The organism is Stenotrophomonas maltophilia, assembly GCF_900186865.1.
Classification (GTDB): domain Bacteria; phylum Pseudomonadota; class Gammaproteobacteria; order Xanthomonadales; family Xanthomonadaceae; genus Stenotrophomonas; species Stenotrophomonas maltophilia.
Genome location: NZ_LT906480.1, coordinates 3666311 through 3686242 on the forward strand (window position 1 = coordinate 3666311; position 19932 = coordinate 3686242).

Here is a 19932-nt window from a genome sequence, read left to right on the forward strand (position 1 = left end):
TCAGGCCTTCTTGAGGAAGCAGGTCTTCAGGACCAGGCCCTTGATCTTGTCCGAGTTGCCTTCGATGTGCTCGGCATCATCTTCGACCAGGCGGATGTTGCGGATCACGGTGCCCTGCTTCAGCGGGATCGAAGACCCCTTCACCTTCAGGTCCTTGATCACGGTGACGGTGTCGCCGGCCTGCAGGGTATTGCCGTTGCTGTCACGCACGACCAGGGTCGAACCGGCACTTTCCTCGGCGGTCCATTCGAAACCGCAATCGGCGCAGATCCACAGCGCGCCATCGGCATAGGTGTTTTCCAGGGTGCACTGCGGGCAGGCGGGAACAGACGACATCGGCAAGTACCTCAAAGTGAATCAACAGCCGCCATTGTAACCGCCCGGTCCGGGGCCCCGGCTCCCTGGCAGGTGCCCGGCCGCCGCCATGACCGCGGCTGGAGCAGCCGTGACGCTGGAACTTGCAGTCGGCGACGAACTGCAGCAGAGTGCGCGGCCCCTGACCGCCCCCGGAACTCCCCATGCGCCTCGGCATCGACTTCGGTACCAGCAACTCCGCCGCCGCCATCGTGCATGAGGGGAAACTGCTGCCGATCCGTTTCGGTGACGCCGAACAGTTCCGCACCAGCGTGTACTTCCCCGGCGTGGTGCCCGACCCGGACGACTTCCAGCTCGACGACGGCCAGGAACACCAGCTGCAGCAGATGATCGATAGCGCCGCGCGTGCAGCCCGTGCCGCCGGCCAGGAACGCACCCCGCAGGCGCTGCGCCGTGAAGCCCTGCGCGCCCTGCGCCGTGAATGGATGGAGGCCCGCGCCGGCAAGGAACGCAGCGCCAGCGACCTGCTGCAGAACGCGGTCTACGGCGACGACGCGCTGGAAGCCTATTTCGAGGAACACGAAGGCAACCTGGTGCAGAGCCCGAAGTCGATGCTGGGCTACAACCTGCACCCACGCGCGAAGCAGACCATCACCGGCATCGCCGCGCACATCCTCGAACACATCCGCCTGACCGCCAGCGCCCAGCTTGGCCAGCCGCTGCGTGCCGCTCTGCTCGGCCGCCCGGTGCAGTTCCGCAGCTCGATCGGCGCGGCCGGCAATGACCAGGCACTGGATATCCTGCGCGAGGCCGCCACCCAGGCCGGCTTCGACCAGATCGATTTCCTCGAAGAACCCGCCGCGGCGGCCATGCACTACCACGCCGAAAGCCGCGAGCGGCACCAGGCGGTGATCGTCGACATCGGCGGCGGTACCACCGATATCGCGCATGCCGAAGTCGGCGGCGACGACGCCCCGCGTATCCACCGCGCGTGGGGTATCGCCCGCGGCGGTACCGACATTGATCTGGCGCTGAGCCTGTCCAGCTACATGCCGCTGTTCGGCCGCGGCATCACCCGCGTGCCCGCCCACCACTATGTGGAAGCAGCCACCGTGCAGGACATGACGCGCCAGCGCGACTTCCGCCAGCACAAATACGATCACGTCGACGAGCCGTGGGGCGGGCGCCTGCAGGCCCTGCAGGACACCGGCAATACTGCCCGCCTGTACCGCGATGTCGAACGCGCCAAGATCGCCCTCAGCGCCGCCAGCGAGCACCGCAGCACGCTGGACTACATCGCCCGCGACCTGCATGCCGACAGCAGCGCCGATGGCCTGGCCGCCGCCGCCCACGGCTACCTGGAGCAGATCCGGGAACTGCTGGCCCAGGTCCGCAGCGACATCGGGGGCGACCCGGATGCGGTGTTCCTGACCGGCGGCATGTCCCGTGCCGGCTACCTGCGCCAGGCCGTGGCCGAGGCCTTCCCGGGGGCCCGCATGGTCCACGGCGAGCCCTCGCTGGGCGTGGTCCAGGGCCTGGCATTGGCGGCAGCCAGCCAGGATTAACAAAACGTTACGCGGTCTAAGTTACTCTTGGTCGGCTAGAACCCCGCTGCACCTTCCACCGGCCACGCCGGTGTGTGTCCACGGTGCAGCCTGGCCCGCCCTGCGGGCCTAGCGGCCATGCCTTCCTGGCTCGTTCATGGTCCGCGCAGCACCTGAGCCGCCATCGAGACCCGCTTTGGGCACCCGCCAGGCCCCTGTGGCCTTACAACCTGACGCAGCACCTGCACCCATCGACTGCCGCCGTTGTGACGCGGTCTGTTGCCGGCTGCCCGTGCTGCTGCAGCCCGGCGACCACGTGCCTGGCCAGTTCCTGTCACGCGACACCCACGGCCGTGCCGTGATGGCGCGCAACGAGGAAGGCTGGTGCGCGGCGATCGATCCCTATCACCTGCGCTGCACGATCTATTCGCAGCGCCCGGCGATCTGCCGCCAGTTTTCGATGGGCGGCGATGACTGCCGCCGCGAGCGGCAGGACTACCTGCGCCAGGCCGACGCCTGGGCGCTTTCCTCCCCTTCCACCTGACAGGAGCAACCATGCCCCGCAAGGCAAAGACCCCCGCGAAGGCCAGCAACAGCATCCGCAGCGAACGCAAGGGCGCGGCCGCCAGCACCGTGGTCAGCAGCGATTCGATCGCTTCGGACCTGGCAGCGTTCCGCAAGGCCGGTGGCAAGATCGAAGTCCTCGGCACCACCTGGGCGCTGAAGAAAGCCAGCTGACCCAGTACCGACCGCGGCGGCGCTGCCGCCGCGGCCTGCCGGACCGTGCTCAGCGATCCAGGCGTACCCGCACACTGCCCGAATGCGACTGGATGCGGATGTCTCCATCGCCGCCCCCCAGACGCGTATCGAGATGGCTGCCCGGCCCGTAGCGCGGCCGCTCCACCTGACCGGCGTCGCTGTTGATCGAGCCGCTGAAGCTGTTCACCGACAGCTGTGCCGACACCGTGCGTGGCAGGCTCAGCGTGACCGAGGCACTGACCGATTCGACATTGATGCGGCCGCCGGGCGCCAACCCGGCCGCTGCCAGATCGATGCTGCCCGAAACGGTTTCCACCGCCAGTCGCTGCACGCGCCCGGCGTCGACCTCGACCCGTCCGGACACCGTCTGCGCACCGATATCACCGGACACGCCGCCGCCGGCCTCGATGCGGCCACTGACGGTGTTCACATCCAGCTTCGGCGTCTGCAGGCGTGCGCTGACGCTGCCACTGACCGTGTTGAGCTTGCTGTCGCCACTGCGGCCAGCCGCGCTCAGGCTGCCGCTGACCGTGTCGGCCTGCAGCCGTCGCACATCGATACCACTGATGTCCTGGCTGGCGCTGACCGTGCTCAGCAGCAGCTCCACCGATCGCGGCACGTTCAACACCAGCGTTGCACCACCGTTGTTGCTGCGGCGCGGATATTCGATCTCCCAGCGCACACGGTTGGCGCTTTTTTCCTGGCGCAACTGCAGGCCGTCGCTGAGCGTGCCGGTGAGCTGCACGTCATTGCGGTCCCAGCCACGCACGGTCACCTTGCCGGCCACGTTGCTCAGCTCGATGCGACCGCCCGCAGCCAAGGTGTGGCGCTCGTCGATGCGGGTGTCGGCCAGTGCCACGGCAGGGGTCAGCAGCAGCGCGACACAGCAGGAAATCAGGGTTCGGGTCATGGGGGTCTCCTCAGGTCGTCAGGCCGGCCTCGGCGGCATAGGCCGCCTGCCGGGTCAGTTCCAGCCGCAACGCATAGGTGCGCTTGAGCTGGCCAAGCAGGTGCGGCGCACGCGGGTCCTGCGCCAGGGCGGCACGGATCTGCGCCGCGCTTTCATCCAGTTCATGCAAGGCCGGCTGCCATTCCGGCGCCCGTCCATCGGGCAGCGCGGCCACGGCCTGCTGGTACTGCTCGGTCATCGCCGCGGCCTGCAGCTGCAGGGCGGACGGCGCCGGCGTATCCGGCTGCGCATGCCGCCACGGCGCCACCGCATACAGTGCCAGGCTGGCAGCCAGGGCAGCGCCGGCCGGCCACCACCAGCGGCGCCGCGAACGCACCGGCAGGACCACCACGTTGTCCGTTGGCGCGGGTGCTGCCTGCGATTCACGCGGCGGCAGCCGGGCGGACAGGCGTGCCCAGCCATCGGCGGGTACATCGCGCTCGTTCGGCAGCGCGCGCAGCCGGGCCAGCAGGTCGTGATCGGAATCGTGTTCGTGTGTACTCATGTCATGTCTCCCAGCCGTGCGCGCAACAGGCCGCGCGCACGATGCAGCTGTGCCTTGGAACTGCCGACAGCCATCTGCAGCTGCTCGGCGATTTCCTGGTGTTTCCAGCCTTCGATATCGTGCAGCACCAGTACCGCACGCGCCCGTGGTGGCAGTGTCGACAATGCGCGCTCCAGGTCACGCTCGGTACCCGCGCAACGGTCATGCACCGCCAGTTCCTGCAGGCCGCCATCGACATCCTCCAGACTGTCGTGATCCTGCCCTGCGGCGCGACCGCGCAGTTCCATCAGTGCGGCGTTGACCCCCAGCCGATGCAGCCAGGTGGACAGGCTGCTCTCGAAACGGAACCCTGGCAGGGCTTTCCAGGCCTGCAGGAAGGCCTCCTGCAACGCATCCTCGGCACGTGCCTGCTGGCCGCCACACAACCGCCACAGGACAGCGAATACACGCGGCGCGTGACGCCGGTACAGCAGTTCGTAGGCAGCGGTGTCGCCGGCGGCCGCCGCCCGCACCAGGGCGGGTTCGTCGACGGCGTCGTTGGCGGCAGGCAGCGCGGGCATGGTGGTGTCGAGCATATCGCTTGGATGCGGCGACCCGGGAAAAGGTTTAGAGCCGATCGACGGCCGATGCCATGCAACCTTTTCGACGGCTGCTGCATCCATGGAAGGTCCTTCGCGAATCTGCCGTCCGGGAGTCCTGCCATGTCCAGCCCTTCCTGCGCCGCCCTGCTGGTGATCGCTGCCTGCGTCCTGCTGCAGGCGCTGGGCCTGTCACTGCAGCTGCGCCCCGACAACGGCCGCGCCTGCCTGCATCAGCACCGCCAGGAGCTGGTCTGCCTGGCCTGGACCCCGGCGGTCGAATCCCCCGCACGCGCCGGGTAACATCGAGGGCCGTTATTGCCACCCGTCGTCGCCCCCATGATGTTGTCGCTGAAGGATCACCTGCCGGCCTGGACCTACCCTTGGCTCCACGACGCGGGTATCGCCGTGAAGATCCTGCTCACCCTGCTGGCCGCGTGGCTGCTGCGGGTGCTGGCACGGCGCTTGATCCGCCGCTTCGCCGAGCACTACACGCTGCCACCGGAAATGGTGATGGGCGCGCGCCGGATCACCAGTTTCGTGGTCTATTTCAGCGCAGTGCTGTACATCCTCAGCCTGCTCGGCGCATCGCCGTCGGTACTGTGGACCGCGTTCACCGGCTTCGCGGCGGTGGGTGCGGTGGCCTTCTTCGCGGCCTGGAGCGTGCTCTCCAACATCTTCTGCACGCTGCTGATCTTCACCACGCGCCCGTTCCGCCTGCATGACTACATCGAGGTGCTGGAGAACGGCGAGAAACCGGGCCTGAAGGGCCGGGTGATCGACGTGAACCTGATCTACACCACGCTGCAGGAGACCGGCGACGGCCACGAGGGCACGGTGCTGCAGCTGCCGAACAACCTGTTCTTCCAGCGCACGGTGCGGCGCTGGCGCGACCCGGCGCAGGCCCCCGGCGGCATCCAGGGCGACGGCTGAGGGAGGTTCTTCTTTGCAGGGCTGCGCCCTGCACCTGCAGAGGCCGAAGCCGAAGCCGAAGCAAGATCAAGAGCGGCATTCCGTGGGATGGCGGGGCGGTGTGGGTGGTCAGGACACGCCGTAAACCCGTCCATGGGGGCTCGATGGCGCCATCCATGGCGCCAACGGTCCTGCCCACCCACACCGCCCCACCTCTGACAGATTCCGCGCGCTGTTGGTGGGTGCCGACCGTTGGTCGGCACATCTGTCAGATATCGATAGTCAAAATTGGATCCGACCCCGTGCCGACCAACGGTCGGCACCCACCATCAGCAGCAGGTTCCAACAGATCGCGGAAATCTGTCAGAGGCGGGGCGGTGTCGGATTGCGGGGTGTCCGCGGCATGGGCCCGAGGCATGCCTCGGGCGGATTGGGCAGGACGCCCAACCCCGGGCTTGCCGTGTGCGCAGGAAAGCGCACACGAGCAAGCCGCGGCCAAGCCCCCATGGACGGGTTCACGGCGTCCCCGCACTCCGACACCGCCCTGCCAACCCACGGAATGCCAGCCTTTGATGTTGACGTTGCTTCTGCAGGTGCAGGGCGCAGCCCTGCAATAAAACACCCCTTACCTCAGCTGGCTGTCCTTGCTGCCACGCCGGTTGTAGCCGGCATGCGCCTGCTCTTCGTCGTCGTGCGCCTGCTGGCACGCCACGCACAGCCGTACCCCGGGCACGGCCTGGCGCCGCGCCAACGGAATCGGTGCGTCGCATTCCTCACAGTGTTCCAGACCAGGGCCCTGCCGCAGCGGGCGCCGCGCGCGGGCAATCGCATCGTCGACGGTGGCGTCGATCTGGTCCTGGACCGCGCCGTCTCCCGCCCAACCGGTGGCCATGGCCATCCTCCGCAGGTGTGTCGCCTGATATGGGGACGATACACCCGCGCACAAAGGAGCGGACCTGTGTTGAGCCGAGCCATGCCCGGCTGATCTTCAGCAATCTGAGCAGAACGTGGAGGGCTTCAATCAGGTCGATCGCGACTTAATCCCCTCCGTCCCCTTTTCGCTTACCAGACCAGGTCGTCGGGCACCTGGAACTGGGCGTAGTAGGCGTCGTCCTCGGCATTGCCGGTGGATATCTCAGCGGTCGAGCCCGGCTGGCCGTGGTCGACGATGATCGCTTCCGGGGCGCGCTCACGCACCTTCTCGGCAGCAGCACGTGGCAGCAGCGCGTAACCGTCGCCGTGGGCAACGATGACCAGCACGCCCACCGACAGCGCCTTGCGCAGCTTGGGGTCGATCAGCAGGGTGCGGATCGCCGCGCCATCGCTGAAGCGGTACTCGTCATCGCCCTTGTGGGGCACGGCATGGGCCGCGATGATCTGCTTCGCCTGCGCCTTCTGTTCAGCCTGCCTGGCCTGCGCATTGCGCTCGGCGGCCAGCGCGCGGTCGCGCTCGATCTTCTCGGCGCGGACGCGTTCAGCCTCGCGCTGGACCTCGGCCGAGGTCGATTCGGCCTTGCCCTGGCGGGCCTTGGCCTGCTCGCGCGCGGCGGCGCTGGCCTGCGACTTCTTGGCCAGGCCGGCCTTGAGCAATTGTTCCTGCAGCGCGTTGGGCTTTGCCATGGTCGGTGCGTACCGCGTGTAATCTTGGATGCCCCATTCTACCGACGCCCCGCCGCCCCTGCATGGCAGTCCTGAAGTACCTCACCGGCTATCCCGAACCCCTGGTCGCCCAGGTCAGCGAACTGCTGGCGCAGGGCAAGCTCGGCCCCTGGCTGCAGCAGCGCTACCCCGACCCGCATGAAGTGCGCAGCGACCGCCAGCTGTACGACTACACCCAGGAGCTGAAGGACCGCTACCTGCGCAAGTCGGTGCCGCTCAACAAGGTCTGCTACGACAACACGCTGGAAGTGATCAAGCACGCGCTGGGCACTCATACCGCCATTTCCCGTGTGCACGGCGGCCGCCTCAAGGCCAGCCGCGAGATCCGCATCGCCACCGTGTTCCGCCAGGCACCGGCAGCGTTCCTGCGCATGATCGTGGTGCATGAGTTGGCCCACCTGAAGGAAGCCGACCACAACAAGGCCTTCTACCAGCTGTGCCAGCACATGGAGCCGGAGTACCTGCAGCTGGAGTTCGATACCCGCCTGTACCTGACCGAGCTGGCCAACCGCGGCCAGCGCTGACCGGCCGCAGCAGCTACACTGCGCGCCCCCTGCCCGACCTTGCCGCCATGGAACCGATCCGTCTCGACAAACGCCTGTCCGCCCTGCTCGGCATCCCGCGCGGCGAAGCGCGACGCTACATCGAAGGCGGCTGGGTCACGGTCAACGGCGACGTGGTGGAGCAGCCGCAGCGCCCGGTCGATGACAGCGCGGTGATCGTCGTAGCCGCGCAGGCCAGCGATGAAAAGGCCGAGCGGGTCAGCATGCTGTTGAACAAGCCGGCCGGCGTTGCCGCTGAGACCCTGTGTGCGCTGGTCAGCAGTGACAGCCGCAGCGAACTCGATGCCAGCGACATCCGTCCGCTGCAGCGTCACTTCCATGGCCTGCAGCTGGCCGCCTCGCTTCCGGCCAGCGACAGCGGCCTGGTGGTGGTCAGCCAGGATCCGGCCACGCTGGCCCATCTGCAGCGCAATCTTGGCCGCACCGAACAGGAATACCTGATCGAAGTGGCCGAAGGCGGCCCGGAGCGTGGGCCATGGCTGATGGCGCGTCTGCAGCAGGAGGCCGGCGGCGGCAAGGTCAGCTGGCAGAGCGAACAACGCCTGCGCTTTGCCGGCAAGGGGCTTACCGCCAAGGGCCTGCGTGCAGCGGTGACAGCCGCCGGGCTGCAGGTGACCGGGGTGCGCCGCCTGCGTATCGGACGCGTGGCGCTGGGGCCGCTGCCGCCGGGGCAGTGGCGCTACCTGGGCAGCGACGAGCGGTTCTGAGGTGTGCGGGTCAGAGCCCTTTCCTGTGGAATGGGATCCGACCCCATCGGTGACGCCCCCTCGGGGTGGGATCCCGTGCCGAAGGCAAGGGCTCTGACCCCCTGTCGATCCTGCAGGCATTCCTTCACGCATGGCGTGGCTCTACCATCGGGGCATGAGCCTGCCCAAGCCGCTGTGGCGACGCCTGCTGCGCATCGCTGCAATCATTCTCGCTGCGCTGGTGCTGCTGGTGCTGTCCGGCCTGCTGCTGGCCGACCACCTCACGCCGCAGGCACGGGGCACGCCTTCGCATGTGCTGCCACTGCAGCCGGCGCAGACCCGCATCGACCAGCAGATCGTGCCATTGCAGGAGGCCCATCCCGGCCAGTCCGGCGTGGCCTTCCTCAGTGATGGCATGGATGCCTTCGCCGCACGCGCGATGATCACCACGCACGCAGGCCGCAGCCTGGACCTGCAGTACTACATCTGGCACGACGACCTGATCGGCCACCTGATGGCCAAGGCGCTGTATGACGCCGCCGAGCGCGGCGTGCGCGTGCGCATCCTGCTTGATGACATGAATGCCAAGGACAAGGACGCGCTGATGATGGCGCTCGATGCGCATCCGAACATCGAGATCCGCCTGTACAACCCGTTCCGCAACCGGACCGGCATCCTGCGCATGGTGGAGATGGTGCAGCGCTTCTTCAGCGTGAACCACCGCATGCACAACAAGAGCTGGATCGCCGATGGCCGCGTCGCGATCGTCGGTGGCCGCAACATCGGCGAGGAGTATTTCAGCGCGCGCACCGATGTGAACTTCCAGGATCTGGACCTGCTGGTCGCCGGCCCCGCCGTGGAGCAGGCCAACCGCATCTTCGACGACTACTGGAACAGCGAAACCGCCATTCCGGTATCCGCGCTTGCCTTCCATACCGACGCACAACTGCGCCTGCTGGTGCGCGAATCGGACCATGAGGCGCAGCGGGACGTGGCCCGGCCGTACCTGGCGCGCGTGGCCGAATCGCGCAAGCGGCAGCGCCCGAGCCCCGAGCCGCTGCGCTGGAGCGGTGCAGTGCGCATCGTGTCCGACCCGCCGATGAAGCACCGCAAGGACGATCGCGCTGCCTGGCTGGTGTCGACCCTGATCAGCGAGCTGCAGGCCGCCAGGCACAAGGCCCTGTTGATCTCGCCCTACTTCGTTCCCGGCAACGAGGGCCTGGATGGCTTTTCGGCCATGTCCGGGCGGGGCGTGCAGGTCGGCGTGGTCACCAACTCACTGGCCGCCAATGATGTCGCCGCCGTACATGGTGGCTACATGGGCTACCGCGTGCCGTTGCTCGAAGCCGGCGTCCACCTTTACGAACTGAAGGCACAAGGGCAGTCCGGCGATGCCGGCGTGTTCGGCAGCAGCGGCGCCAGCCTGCATACCAAGGCGTTCCTGGTCGATGACCGCCGCGGTTTTGTCGGTTCGTTCAACCTCGACCCGCGCTCGGCCTATCTGAACACCGAGATGGGCGTGCTGTTCGACGATCCGGTGCTGGGCGCACAGCTGCGGGACGAGTACCTGCGCCTGGCTGATCCCAGGCACAGCTGGTGGCTGGCGCTGGATGACCGTCGCCGGTTGCGCTGGCTGGAGCGCGAACCGCCACCGCACTGGGTGGAGGCCGAGCCGGGGGCAACGGCGCGCAAACGCTGGTTGTCTCGGGTGATCAGCTGGCTGCCGGTCGAATCGCAGCTGTAGCGCTCAGGGTGTTGGACCCGCCTCTTCCTGTCCGGCCTCATCACGTGTTTCCACGCTGCGTCCATGCAGGCGCCGCCAGATCCAACGCAGGGCATGCGGCGGCGCTGAAGGCAACTGTTCGAGCAGGGCCAGCATGCGGCTCTGGCTGGCATGTCCATGCCGGCACAGCAGGCTGGCTGCCGCCGCAGCGCTGGCCAGACGCAGGCTGTCGGCGAGTGGGCCATCGGCCTCCGGCGCCAGTGCCTGGTGCACGGGCTCGGGCAGCTCCCAGGCTGCAGCCACGCGTTGTGCCAGCGGCAACGACCATTGTTGGAGCAGTTGCAGGGCCAGCGCCGGCTCCACGGTTTCGTCGCGTGCCTGCGCTTCCTGCAGCAACTGGCGCATCACCAGCGCTGACCCCAGCCCCTGCACCAGGCCCAGCCACTGCGCAGCGAAGGCATCACCGAAGGTGACCGTGCGCGCATGATCGGCGGCCGCACGCGAAGCCAGCAGCGCGTGCTCCCAGATGATCGTACTGAACTGCGGAAACATGCCGCACTGCACCTGCATCACCGGCTGCACCAGCACCGCGCTGATGATCTGGCGCACGCCCTCGGTACCGACCAGGGTCACCGCACGCTGCAGGCTTTCCACCGGCCGCTCATGCACCTTGTAGGCCGGGCTGTTGGCGATGCGCAGCAGATTTCCGGTCAGCACCGGGTCCTGGCCGATGATGGCCGCCATCACCCGTGCCGAGGCGGCATCGTCGTTGACGGTCTGGATCAGCTGCGGCAGCAGTTGCGGGCGCCGCGGCAGGTGCCGGGCGGCCCAGTCACGGTCCTGCAGCGCGCGCGCCACCGCTTCGCCCAGTGCCGGATCCTGCACGGGGGCAGGCTCGCCGGCCAGCCGTGGGTACAGGGCAAGTGCGTGCAAGCCGCGCTGCAGGTGGGCGGCGATCTCACCGGCCTGCAGCGCCTCGCCCTGAAGGCTGGCTGCGGCAGCAGCGACCGCCTGTCGCGATACGGCCGCCAAGCGCAACGGAGCCGCCCCGGTCGAGCGCGCCAGCCAGCCGCGCAGCGATCGCCACCAGGCCGGCGTCATCGCCGCCTGCCCTGTCGTTGTGGTGCCCTTGCCGTCACTGACCGCCCTGCCTCTTCACGCGAATCCGGCCACCCGCCGTCGTCGCAGCATCGGCCGCACTTTCATCTTCTTTAACCGGAAGGGCGCCGATGTCGACGGCAGCGACCGGGGGAATGGACTAGAATGGCGCCGCGCGACCCGTCTCCCTGCACTGACGACGTCGCTTTTTTTGTTTTGGGACCCTACCGTTCACTGGCCGTTCGCTGCAGTTCGCCGCTGTTCGCCGCTGTTCGCGCCATCGGAGACGCCATGCTATTCGAAACCCTCGCCACCACCGGCCACGAACAAGTGGTGTTCTGCCACAACCACGATGCCGGCCTGAAGGCGATCATCGCCATCCACAACACCACCCTGGGCCCCGCCCTGGGCGGCGTGCGCATGCGCCCTTACGCCAGCACCGACGAGGCGCTGGCCGATGTGCTGCGGCTGAGCCGGACGATGACCTACAAGAATGCGCTGGCCGGGCTCAACGTGGGCGGCGGCAAGGCGGTGATCATCGGCGACCCGAAGACGGACAAGACCGAGGTACTGTTCCGCGCCTTCGGCCGTTACGTCGATTCGCTGGGCGGCCGCTACATCACCGCCGAGGACGTTGGCACCGACGTCAACGACATGGAGAACATCTACCTGGAGAGCCAGTTCGTGACCGGCGTGCACCAGGTCCATGGTGGCTCCGGCGATCCGGCGCCTTTCACGGCCTACGGCGCATTGCAGGCGCTGATGGCGTCGATGCGCTTCAAGTTCGGCCATGAGGAAGTAGGCAAGACCAGCATCGCCGTGCAGGGCCTGGGCCACATCGGCATGGAACTGGTGAAACTGCTGCGTGACCGCGGCGCCAAGCTGTATGTCACCGACCTGGACAGTGCGCTGGTTGATCGTGCAGTCAGCGATTTCGGCGCCGAGGCGGTCAAGCCGGACGAGATCCACGAAGTGAACGCCGATGTGTTCGCACCGTGTGCGCTGGAAGGCGCGATCAACGCCGACACGCTGCCGCGGATCAAGGCCAAGATCATCTGCGGCACTGCCAACAACCAGCTGTCGAGCCTGGAGATCGGCGACGAACTGCATGCGCGCGGCATCCTCTACGCCCCGGACTACGCCGTCAACGCCGGCGGTGTGATGAACGTGTCGCTGGAGATCGACGGCTACAACCGCGAACGCGCGATGCGACTGATCCGCAGCATCTACCACAACCTCACCCGCATCTTCGAACTGTCGCAGCGCGAGAACATCGCGCCGCAGCGGGCAGCCGATCGCATTGCGGAAAGCCGCATCCTGTCGATCGGCAAGCTGAAGATGCCGCTGGGCCGCAGCACTCCGCGCCTGGGCAACCTGCGCGGCGGCTGAGGCTGCAGACGTCGCGCCGGGAGCCTTCCCGGCGCGACCGATTGCTAGAACCCGGTGCTGTAGCGCAACGCAGCCTGCCGCGCGCCCTCGCCACCGATACGCTGGTCGAAACCCAGGCTCAAGCGGCCATTGCGGCCCCACCACGATTCCAGCGCGACGCCGATCAGCGCACTGCCGCGCGGCGCATTCCAGCCTGCCAGCGGCGCCCAGGCATCCACGCCGACAAAACTGGCCTGCCAATCGGCGTCACCGCCGTCCAGCCGCTGCTGCCACTCGGCGTGTCCGCGCAGGTTCCAACGCCCCCAGCCCCGCTCGCCACGGATGCCGGCCAGCATCTGGCTGCGCTGCGCGCGGGTGGCATCACCCCGCAGGCCGAAGCCGAAACCGCCCAGCTCATTGAACGCATCGGTATCGACACGCGTGGTGCTGGCACCGAGGTAGGGCGTCACCGAAGCGCCTGCGCGGCCCAAGCGATATCCGCCTTCCACGCTGGCGCTGCTGAAACGCCCGCCGTAACGCGCCGAGACACCATAGGCGCCCGCACCCAGCAGCAGCTGGCGATCCAGCGCGCGGGTGAACTGGCCACTGCCGAACTGGGCCAGCGCATAGCCACGCCCCAGGTTCCAGCCAGCGTACAACTGTGCCTGCGCCTGGCGATCACGCCCGCGATCACCGCCGAAACTGCTGCCACCATTGCTGCGGGTCTCACCGAAGGCGACGCCCATCAGGCCGTTGCCGCCCAGCGGCAGATCCTGGCCGGCCATCCAGCCCCGGCTGTCGGCGGCGTTGCCGGCGAAGCTGCCCTGCCCCGCCTCACCCAGCGCGCTCTGCCAGCTCCCGCGCAGGCGCGGGGTGGCCTGTACACGATCGAAGCGCTCGGCAATCGCACGCCGCGACATGTCGATGCTGTCGAAGGTGGCGGCCTCGGCGCGGGCATGCGCCTGGCCGGACAGGCTCTGCAGGCTGTCGGCCAGGCCCTGCTGGCCGCCTCCGGCCCACTGCAGCGCACCGGCTGCCGTACCGAAGGGCGATCCCTGCAGGCCGGTGTTGCCGTCGAGCACTGCGAATGCGCCTTCCAGGCGCTGCGCTGCGGCCTGTGCGGAGGCGCTCAGGCCACTGGCTGCGGCGGTGACGCTGACCTGGTTCACGTTCAACCAGGCGTTGTTGCTGTCGTAGCCATACGTGGGTGCCACCAGGGTCAGCCCCTGCAGGCCGGTGGAAGTGGCTTGGGTACTGAAGGTGCCGTTCAGGCCACCCGCGGCGTGGATGAGGTCCTGGCGCGTTCCGTTCTGCGGTACATAGCCGGAGACAAAGCCGTGCACACGCACACCGCCATTGATCGTTGCGTTGCCGGTGACCTGAAGTGCGTTGGCACCGAGCGCGATCATCAGCTGCGCGCCGGGCTGCTGGGTGTAGTTGCCCTCGATGGTGCCGGTGGTATTGCCGGTGGTGAGGAACACGCTGCCGCCGTTGACCACATTGCCGATCACCCGCGGCGTACCACCGTTGAACTGCAGACCGGTGGAATCCGGGTCGGGCTGGGCGAGGATCGTCACATTTGAACGGATCACGCCACCGTTCTGCAGCGTCAGGATGCCGCGCTCGATGCGGGTGGCGCCGGAATAGCTGTTGTTGCCGGCCAGTACCAGCTTGCCTCCGCCCTGCTTGACCAGGCCACCGCTGCCGGTGATGTCGTTGCTCCACATCGAGTTGGTCGAGCCGGCATCAACGTTGGCAACCACATCGCCCCAGTCGAAGCGGCCGGGACCGTTGATCGCGCGACCGATGTCGAGCAGGCCATAGCCGAACACCGGATCCACGCCGGGCGCACCGATGTCCTTGGCAGTGCCCAGCAGGGTCTGCCTCACCAGATCGTTGTTGAAGTAGGGGAAGCGCTGCCAGACCAGCGCCGCCGCACCGGAGACCAGCGGCGCGGCGAACGAGGTGCCGTAGTTCCAGTAGTAGCTGCCACCGTTGGCATCCGGGTAGACCGCGCTGCCCGGCGCTGCCAGGCAGTAGCGGGCCGCCTGGCCGCAGGCATTCGAATAGCTGGCCAGCGCGCCCGGCGTAAACGGGTCCACCGCCGTGGCCACCAGCCAGCCGCGCTCCAGATCGGCCGCCGGAAGCGTGCCTGCCACGCCCTTCTGGCTGGGCAGCGCGGCCAGGCTGCTCGGCTCGCTGCGGCCGTCATTGCCGGCGGCGAACACCACCAGGCCACCGTGGTTGATCACGAACGGCCGGTATTCGGCGGCTACCTGCGCGGTGGTCGGCAGATCGGTCCAGTACAGGCCGCCCCACGAGTTGTTCATCACCTTCACGTTGTAGCTGATCAGGTCCTGGTGGACCTGGGCCACGCCCAGCGGCCCACTGAAGGCATTGCCCTGGCCACTGCCGTCGTCGGTCGGCGGCTTGTCGGAAATGATTCTTGCCGAGACGATCTGGGCGCCTGGCGCGATACCGCCCGGCCAGGTCCCCACTGCTGCGCCGGCGGCGAGGCTGGCCACGGCGGTGCCATGCCCGACCACGTCATCAACCGCCAGGTTGTTCCTGGCGGGATCGATGTAATTGAAGTTGGCCAGCACGCGACCATTCAAGGCCACCGCGTTGCGCTGCACGCCCGAATCGACGATGCCGATGCGCACGCCCTGCCCGGTCAGGCCGGCGGCCTGTGCGGCACGCGCGTTGGTGACTGAAAGATGCGCGTCAAAGGCCGGCTCCTGCGGCTTGGCCGGCGGTGGTGTCGTCGGCGGAGGCGTGGTTGGAGGTGTCGGCGTGGTCGGGGGCGGGTCGACGCGCACGTTGCTGCCGCCTCCGCCGCCTCCACCACAGGCCGTCAGCGCCATCGCCAGCGCGGTTGCCAGCACAGACCTCACCATCATCGTTCGCTCCATCGATTCCTTCCCGTGAACGTTGGCCTGCCTTCATCCCGGCAGGCGTTCGGCGCCGCACAGCGGCAGCCCTCCCCGACCCTCTATACTTGGGCCGACCCCCACGCAGTCTGCCGGGAAACCGGGGCGCATCCAACGGCCTCCGGTCTCCTTTCCGAACATTGCTTACGCATCAACGAGATTGCCATGTCCAACATCGTCATCGCCGCCGCCAAGCGCACCGCCATCGGCTCCTTCCTCGGCCAGTTCAACGGCGTGCCGACCCCGACCCTCGGCGCGGCAGCCATCGCCGCCGCCCTGGAACAATCGGGTGTCCCGGCCAGCGACGTTTCCGAAGTCCTGATGGGCTGCGTGCTGCCGGCCAACCTCGGCCAGGCGCCCGCCCGCCAGGCGGCGATCGCCGCCGGCATCCCGCTGTCGGCCGGTGCCACCACGCTGAACAAGGTGTGCGGCTCGGGCATGAAGACCATCATGCTCGGCCATGACCTGATCAAGGCCGGCTCGGCCAGCATCGTGGTCGCTGGCGGCATGGAATCGATGTCCAACGCCCCGCACATGCTGCAGAACTCCCGTACCGGCAACCGTTTCGGCAACTTCCAGGCGGTCGACCACATGGCCCACGATGGCCTGGTCAACGCCTACGACGGCAAGGCCATGGGCGAATTCGCCGAGTGCGCGGTGGACAAGTACCAGTTCAGCCGCGAAGAGCAGGACGCCTATGCGATCGAGTCGGTCAAGCGCGCGCAGGCTGCCCAGGCCAATGGTGCGTTTGCCGATGAAATCGTCGCGGTGAAGGTCGCCACCCGCAAGGGTGAGGTCGAGGTCGCCATCGACGAGCAGCCGGGGCGCTCGGACATTGCCAAGATCCCGACCCTGCGTCCGGCCTTCAAGAAGGACGGCAGCGTGACCGCCGCCAGTTCCTCCAGCATCTCCGACGGTGCCGCCGCGGTGGTGCTGCTGACCGAAGAGGACGCCGCCGCGCGAGGCATCACGCCACTGGCCCGCATCGTCGGCCACGCCACCCACTCGCAGGAACCGGAGTGGTTCACCACCGCGCCGATCGGTGCGCTGCACAAGCTGCTGGGCAAGACCGGCTGGTCGCTGGACCAGGTCGATCTGTTCGAAATCAACGAAGCCTTTGCCGTGGTGGCGATGGCCCCGATGCGCGAACTGGGCATCCCTCACGACAAGCTCAACGTGAATGGCGGCGCCTGCGCACTGGGTCACCCCATCGGTGCTTCCGGCGCACGTCTTGTGGTGACCCTGGTCAACGCTCTGCGCACGCGTGGTGGCAAGCGCGGCATTGCCACCCTCTGCATCGGCGGCGGCGAAGCAACGGCAATCGCCATCGAATTGATTTAAAAAGATTTAACGATGATTTCGCAAAAATGAATGCGGGATCGCTTGACACCCAATCTTGGCTTGTCATCATGTTGTCGGCGCGCAGCATGCGCGTTGCCTAATTCTAACGACGAGGATTTACACAATGAGCATCAACAAGCTGCTGGTCGCGATGTCCCTGGCTCTGGCCCTGGCCGCCTGCTCGAAGCAGGAAGCTGCCCAGGACGCCGCTGCTTCGGCCAACGAAGCCGCCACCGAAGCCCAGGCTGCTGCCGACCAGGCCGCCGCTGCTGGCGCCCAGACCGCCGACGCTGCCCAGCAGGCCGCTGACACCGCCGCCACCGCTGCTGACGCCGCCACCGACGCCGCTGCCCAGACCGCCGGTGCTGCCACCGACGCTGCTGCCGGCGCTGCTGCTGACGCTGCCAAGGCTGCTGAAGGCACCGCTGAGAAGGCCAAGGACGCTGCTGAAGAAGCCAAGAAGTAATAACTTCTTTCTTCACGCTGTTCTGGAAAAGCCGCTGGTTCGCCAGCGGCTTTTTCTTTGCGTGGATGCCGGCGATCAAGCCCCTGCATCGCGACCCGGTCTTCACAACGGCATGAATAGGCTGGCGTCCCCATCCATTGCAGTGCCGGAGACCGCCATGAAGATTCGTCCGATCACCACCACCCTGCTGGCCGCCTCCCTGCTGCTGGCTCTGGCCGCCTGCAAGGGCCCGGAAGCCGAACAGGCCAAGCAGGACGCGCAGCAGGCGGCCGACAGCGCCGGCGCTGCCGCCCGCGACGCCGTCGACAAGGCTGCTGCCGCCACCCGCGAAGCCGCCGACAAGACCGCCGCCGCTTCCGAGCAGGCCGCCGCCGATACCCAGCAGGCGCTGGACAAGGCCGCAGACGCCACTGCCAACGCCGCCGACAAGGCCAAGGACGCCGCAACCGACGCCGCCGCGCACGCCAGCGACGCCACCGCCGACGCCGCGCAGAAGGTCGCCGACAAGGCCCGCGATGTCGCCAATGACGCCAAGGCCAACGCCGCCAAGGAAGAAGCCAAGCACTAAGCCTTACCGGCAGCCGAGCACCGGCTCGGCTCCACAGGAAAAGCCGCGGCACTGCCGCGGCTTTTCTGCTTTTCGCTCCCTGCTTCTTCTGTTGATTCCGTGGTGTGCGCCCACGGAAAGTGTCCAAGGACGCGCGGGTAGGTTGCGCAGGGGCGTAAGCGCCATGGATGGCGCGCCCGAGCCTTATCTGATGAAAATCTGTCAGCGTAGGTGTCGAGAGCCGGCGTGGGCCGCCCCTACGGCAGCGCGCGCGCCAGCATCGCCGTCAGCTCCAGCCCCGCCGGCAGCGTCCCGAACGCCAGCCCATGCTCCCCTTCCAGCCGGCTACGCACGAACGCCTCCGCCATCGGACTGCGCGCACGCAGCAGCAGCGCCGCCTGCAGCAGCAGCGCAGTGCGCTCGCAGAACAGCCGCGCCTGCGCTTCCTCCGGTGGCGGCGCCGCTGCCCAACGCTGCAATGCTGCTGCATAGCGCGCATCACGGTCAGCCACCGACGCCAGCTCACCGCGCAACGCCGCCATCGCCTCCGGTTCACGCGCCAGCGCACGCAGCACATCCAGGCACTGGATGTTGCCGCTGCCCTCCCAGATCGAATTCAACGGTGCCTGCCGGTACAGTCGGGGCAGCATCGACTCCTCCACGTAGCCGGCACCGCCCAGGCATTCCTGCGCTTCATTGACGAAGGCCGGCGCACGCTTGCACAGCCAGTACTTGCCCAGCGCCGTCCCCAACCGCGCCATCGCCGCTTCATTGGCATCCACACCGGCACGATCCACCGCGCGTGCGATGCGCATCGCCAACACCGTGGCCGCTTCCGACTCCAGCGCCAGATCAGCCAGCACGTTGGTCATCAGCGAGTGCTCCACCAGCAGCTTGCCGAAGGTGCGCCGATGGCGTGCATGATGCAGCGCCTGCGCCAGCGCCATGCGCATCTCCGCGGCCGCACCCAGCATGCAGTCCAGGCGGGTCATCATCACCATGCCGATGATGGTCGCCACGCCACGCCCTTCTTCGCTCACGCGCCATGCCTGCGCGCCACAGAACTCGACCTCGCTGGACGCATTGGACCAGTCACCCAGCTTGTCCTTCAGCCGCATCAGCCTGAATGCATTGCGGTCGCCATCGGCCAGCCGGCGCGGCATCAGCAGGCAGGTCAGCCCGCCCGGCGCCTGCGCCAGCACCAGGAAGCCATCGCACATCGGCGCGGAAAAGAACCACTTGTGGCCGACCAGGCGGTAACGTTCGCCATCGATCGGTTCGGCGCGCGTGCTGTTCGCACGTACATCCGAGCCGCCCTGCTTCTCGGTCATGCCCATGCCCAGCGTGATGCCGGTCTTGTCCGCCACCGGCACGTCGCGCGGGTCATAGACCGGCGCGGCGGCCTTGCGCGCCCATTCGGCCAGGTGCGGCTGCGACTGCAGCACTGCCACCGCCGCATGGGTCATGGTCAAGGGGCAACTGGTGCCAGCTTCGGCCTGGTGGTGCAGGTAGCTCAGCGCCGCACGCGCGACGTGTGCGCCGGGCTGCGGCTCGTGCCAGGACAAACCCGCCACGCCATGCTGCTTCGCTGCGGACATCAGCTGGTGGTACGCAGGGTGGAACTCGACCGTATCAATGCGGTGGCCCTGCGCATCGTGCGTACGCAGCCGCGGGCGATCACGGTTGGCATCGAAGCCGAGCCGGTACAACTCGTCGCCGGCCAAGGCCCCGTACACGGCCAGGCGTGGCGCTAAGGCACCGGCACCCTCGCGATGCACCGCCTCCGCCAACGCCACATCGTCGGTCCACAGCTGGCGGCCCGCGAACGGTGGCGGCTGGTTCAGCACCACATGGGTTTCAAACGGCGCGTTGCTGCTGAAGCTGGGTCCACTCATCCGGTCCATCCTGGCGGCAAGAGGTATGCGGTCCGATTGTGCCGCATGCCCCGCCAAGCCCGTGTTCAGGCCGGTTCTCACCGCCTGCACGAAG

21 protein-coding genes are annotated in these 19932 nt (G+C 67.7%); 12 read left to right on the plus strand and 9 right to left on the minus strand.

Annotated elements, in window-relative coordinates; all coding sequences use genetic code 11:
* Nucleotides 1-336, minus strand: coding sequence for a zinc ribbon domain-containing protein YjdM (locus CKW06_RS17480; protein WP_005414225.1), 336 nt, complete (start codon nt 334-336; stop codon nt 1-3).
* Nucleotides 337-518: 182 nt separating this feature from the next.
* On the opposite strand from CKW06_RS17480, the gene CKW06_RS17485 reads away from it, so the two are divergent.
* The 3 genes from CKW06_RS17485 (at nt 519) to CKW06_RS17495 (ending at nt 2597) form a co-directional block, all read left to right on the plus strand.
* Nucleotides 519-1880: an Hsp70 family protein gene (locus tag CKW06_RS17485; RefSeq protein WP_012480950.1), complete on the plus strand. Its 1362-nt coding sequence runs from the start codon at nt 519-521 to the stop codon at nt 1878-1880.
* A 271-nt stretch (nt 1881-2151) separates the two neighbouring features.
* Entirely contained in the window at nt 2152-2403 is a 252-nt protein-coding gene (locus tag CKW06_RS17490; protein WP_005410565.1) for a YkgJ family cysteine cluster protein, read from the plus strand.
* A gap of 11 nt (nt 2404-2414) precedes the next feature.
* On the plus strand, nt 2415-2597 hold the full coding sequence (locus CKW06_RS17495) for a hypothetical protein (RefSeq protein WP_005410566.1): 183 nt from the start codon (nt 2415-2417) through the stop codon (nt 2595-2597).
* Between the two features lie 49 nt (nt 2598-2646).
* Here CKW06_RS17495 and CKW06_RS17500 read toward each other — a convergent pair whose 3' ends face one another.
* Genes CKW06_RS17500 through CKW06_RS17510 form a run of 3 tightly spaced genes read right to left on the minus strand, consistent with a single transcriptional unit; the run spans nt 2647 to nt 4647 of the window.
* Nucleotides 2647-3528 carry a DUF4097 family beta strand repeat-containing protein gene (locus tag CKW06_RS17500; RefSeq protein ID WP_012480952.1) on the minus strand — a complete coding sequence of 294 codons (882 nt, stop codon included), beginning with the start codon at nt 3526-3528 and terminating at the stop codon, nt 2647-2649.
* Between the two features lie 10 nt (nt 3529-3538).
* Complete coding sequence (locus CKW06_RS17505; protein ID WP_024958247.1) at nt 3539-4072, minus strand: hypothetical protein; 534 nt, start codon at nt 4070-4072, stop codon at nt 3539-3541.
* A complete protein-coding gene (locus tag CKW06_RS17510) occupies nt 4069-4647 on the minus strand; it encodes an RNA polymerase sigma factor (RefSeq protein ID WP_005414221.1) in 579 nt (192 codons plus the stop codon). Before CKW06_RS17510 ends, CKW06_RS17505 begins: the two co-directional genes overlap by 4 nt.
* A 126-nt stretch (nt 4648-4773) precedes the next feature.
* Between CKW06_RS17510 and CKW06_RS17515 the strand changes: the two genes are divergently transcribed.
* Together CKW06_RS17515 and CKW06_RS17520 are read left to right on the plus strand one after the other, a co-directional pair.
* Entirely contained in the window at nt 4774-4953 is a 180-nt protein-coding gene (locus CKW06_RS17515; protein WP_024958248.1) for a hypothetical protein, read from the plus strand.
* A gap of 36 nt (nt 4954-4989) precedes the next feature.
* The gene (locus CKW06_RS17520) at nt 4990-5583 is read left to right on the plus strand and encodes a mechanosensitive ion channel family protein (protein WP_005410571.1); all 594 of its coding nucleotides are present in this window, start codon (nt 4990-4992) and stop codon (nt 5581-5583) included.
* A gap of 604 nt (nt 5584-6187) precedes the next feature.
* On the opposite strand, the gene CKW06_RS17525 is transcribed toward CKW06_RS17520, so the two are convergent.
* Both CKW06_RS17525 and CKW06_RS17530 read right to left on the minus strand, forming a co-directional pair.
* Complete coding sequence (locus tag CKW06_RS17525) at nt 6188-6454, minus strand: DksA/TraR family C4-type zinc finger protein (protein WP_024958249.1); 267 nt, start codon at nt 6452-6454, stop codon at nt 6188-6190.
* A 170-nt stretch (nt 6455-6624) separates the two neighbouring features.
* Nucleotides 6625-7182: a DUF2058 domain-containing protein gene (locus CKW06_RS17530; protein WP_005410573.1), complete on the minus strand. Its 558-nt coding sequence runs from the start codon at nt 7180-7182 to the stop codon at nt 6625-6627.
* A 62-nt stretch (nt 7183-7244) separates the two neighbouring features.
* Here CKW06_RS17530 and CKW06_RS17535 point away from each other — a divergent pair, with 62 nt between their 5' ends.
* The 3 genes from CKW06_RS17535 to CKW06_RS17545 all read left to right on the plus strand — a co-directional run bounded on the left by CKW06_RS17535 (nt 7245) and on the right by CKW06_RS17545 (nt 10214).
* Complete coding sequence (locus CKW06_RS17535; RefSeq protein WP_005414217.1) at nt 7245-7745, plus strand: M48 metallopeptidase family protein; 501 nt, start codon at nt 7245-7247, stop codon at nt 7743-7745.
* Between the two features lie 47 nt (nt 7746-7792).
* Nucleotides 7793-8491 (plus strand): RNA pseudouridine synthase, encoded by a 699-nt coding sequence (locus CKW06_RS17540; protein WP_005410575.1) that lies wholly within the window; start codon nt 7793-7795, stop codon nt 8489-8491.
* A 130-nt stretch (nt 8492-8621) separates the two neighbouring features.
* Nucleotides 8622-10214 carry a phospholipase D family protein gene (locus CKW06_RS17545; protein WP_024958250.1) on the plus strand — a complete coding sequence of 531 codons (1593 nt, stop codon included), beginning with the start codon at nt 8622-8624 and terminating at the stop codon, nt 10212-10214.
* Nucleotides 10215-10217: 3 nt separating this feature from the next.
* Here the strand turns inward: CKW06_RS17545 and CKW06_RS17550 are convergent, their stop codons facing one another.
* Entirely contained in the window at nt 10218-11294 is a 1077-nt protein-coding gene (locus CKW06_RS17550) for an HDOD domain-containing protein (RefSeq protein WP_005410577.1), read from the minus strand.
* A 288-nt stretch (nt 11295-11582) separates the two neighbouring features.
* On the opposite strand from CKW06_RS17550, the gene CKW06_RS17555 reads away from it, so the two are divergent.
* Nucleotides 11583-12680 carry a Glu/Leu/Phe/Val dehydrogenase dimerization domain-containing protein gene (locus tag CKW06_RS17555; protein WP_005410578.1) on the plus strand — a complete coding sequence of 366 codons (1098 nt, stop codon included), beginning with the start codon at nt 11583-11585 and terminating at the stop codon, nt 12678-12680.
* 44 nt (nt 12681-12724) lie between these two features.
* On the opposite strand, the gene CKW06_RS17560 is transcribed toward CKW06_RS17555, so the two are convergent.
* On the minus strand, nt 12725-15571 hold the full coding sequence (locus CKW06_RS17560) for an autotransporter serine protease (RefSeq protein WP_024958251.1): 2847 nt from the start codon (nt 15569-15571) through the stop codon (nt 12725-12727).
* Nucleotides 15572-15754: 183 nt separating this feature from the next.
* Between CKW06_RS17560 and CKW06_RS17565 the strand changes: the two genes are divergently transcribed.
* The 3 genes from CKW06_RS17565 to CKW06_RS17575 all read left to right on the plus strand — a co-directional run bounded on the left by CKW06_RS17565 (nt 15755) and on the right by CKW06_RS17575 (nt 17964).
* On the plus strand, nt 15755-16930 hold the full coding sequence (locus CKW06_RS17565) for a thiolase family protein (RefSeq protein ID WP_024958252.1): 1176 nt from the start codon (nt 15755-15757) through the stop codon (nt 16928-16930).
* A 124-nt stretch (nt 16931-17054) separates the two neighbouring features.
* Nucleotides 17055-17396, plus strand: a complete 342-nt coding sequence (locus tag CKW06_RS17570; RefSeq protein ID WP_005410581.1) for a hypothetical protein — start codon at nt 17055-17057, stop codon at nt 17394-17396.
* 157 nt (nt 17397-17553) lie between these two features.
* Nucleotides 17554-17964 (plus strand): hypothetical protein, encoded by a 411-nt coding sequence (locus CKW06_RS17575; protein WP_005410582.1) that lies wholly within the window; start codon nt 17554-17556, stop codon nt 17962-17964.
* Between the two features lie 236 nt (nt 17965-18200).
* On the opposite strand, the gene CKW06_RS17580 is transcribed toward CKW06_RS17575, so the two are convergent.
* A complete protein-coding gene (locus tag CKW06_RS17580) occupies nt 18201-19838 on the minus strand; it encodes an acyl-CoA dehydrogenase family protein (RefSeq protein WP_024958253.1) in 1638 nt (545 codons plus the stop codon).
* Nucleotides 19839-19932: the final 94 nt, after the last annotated feature.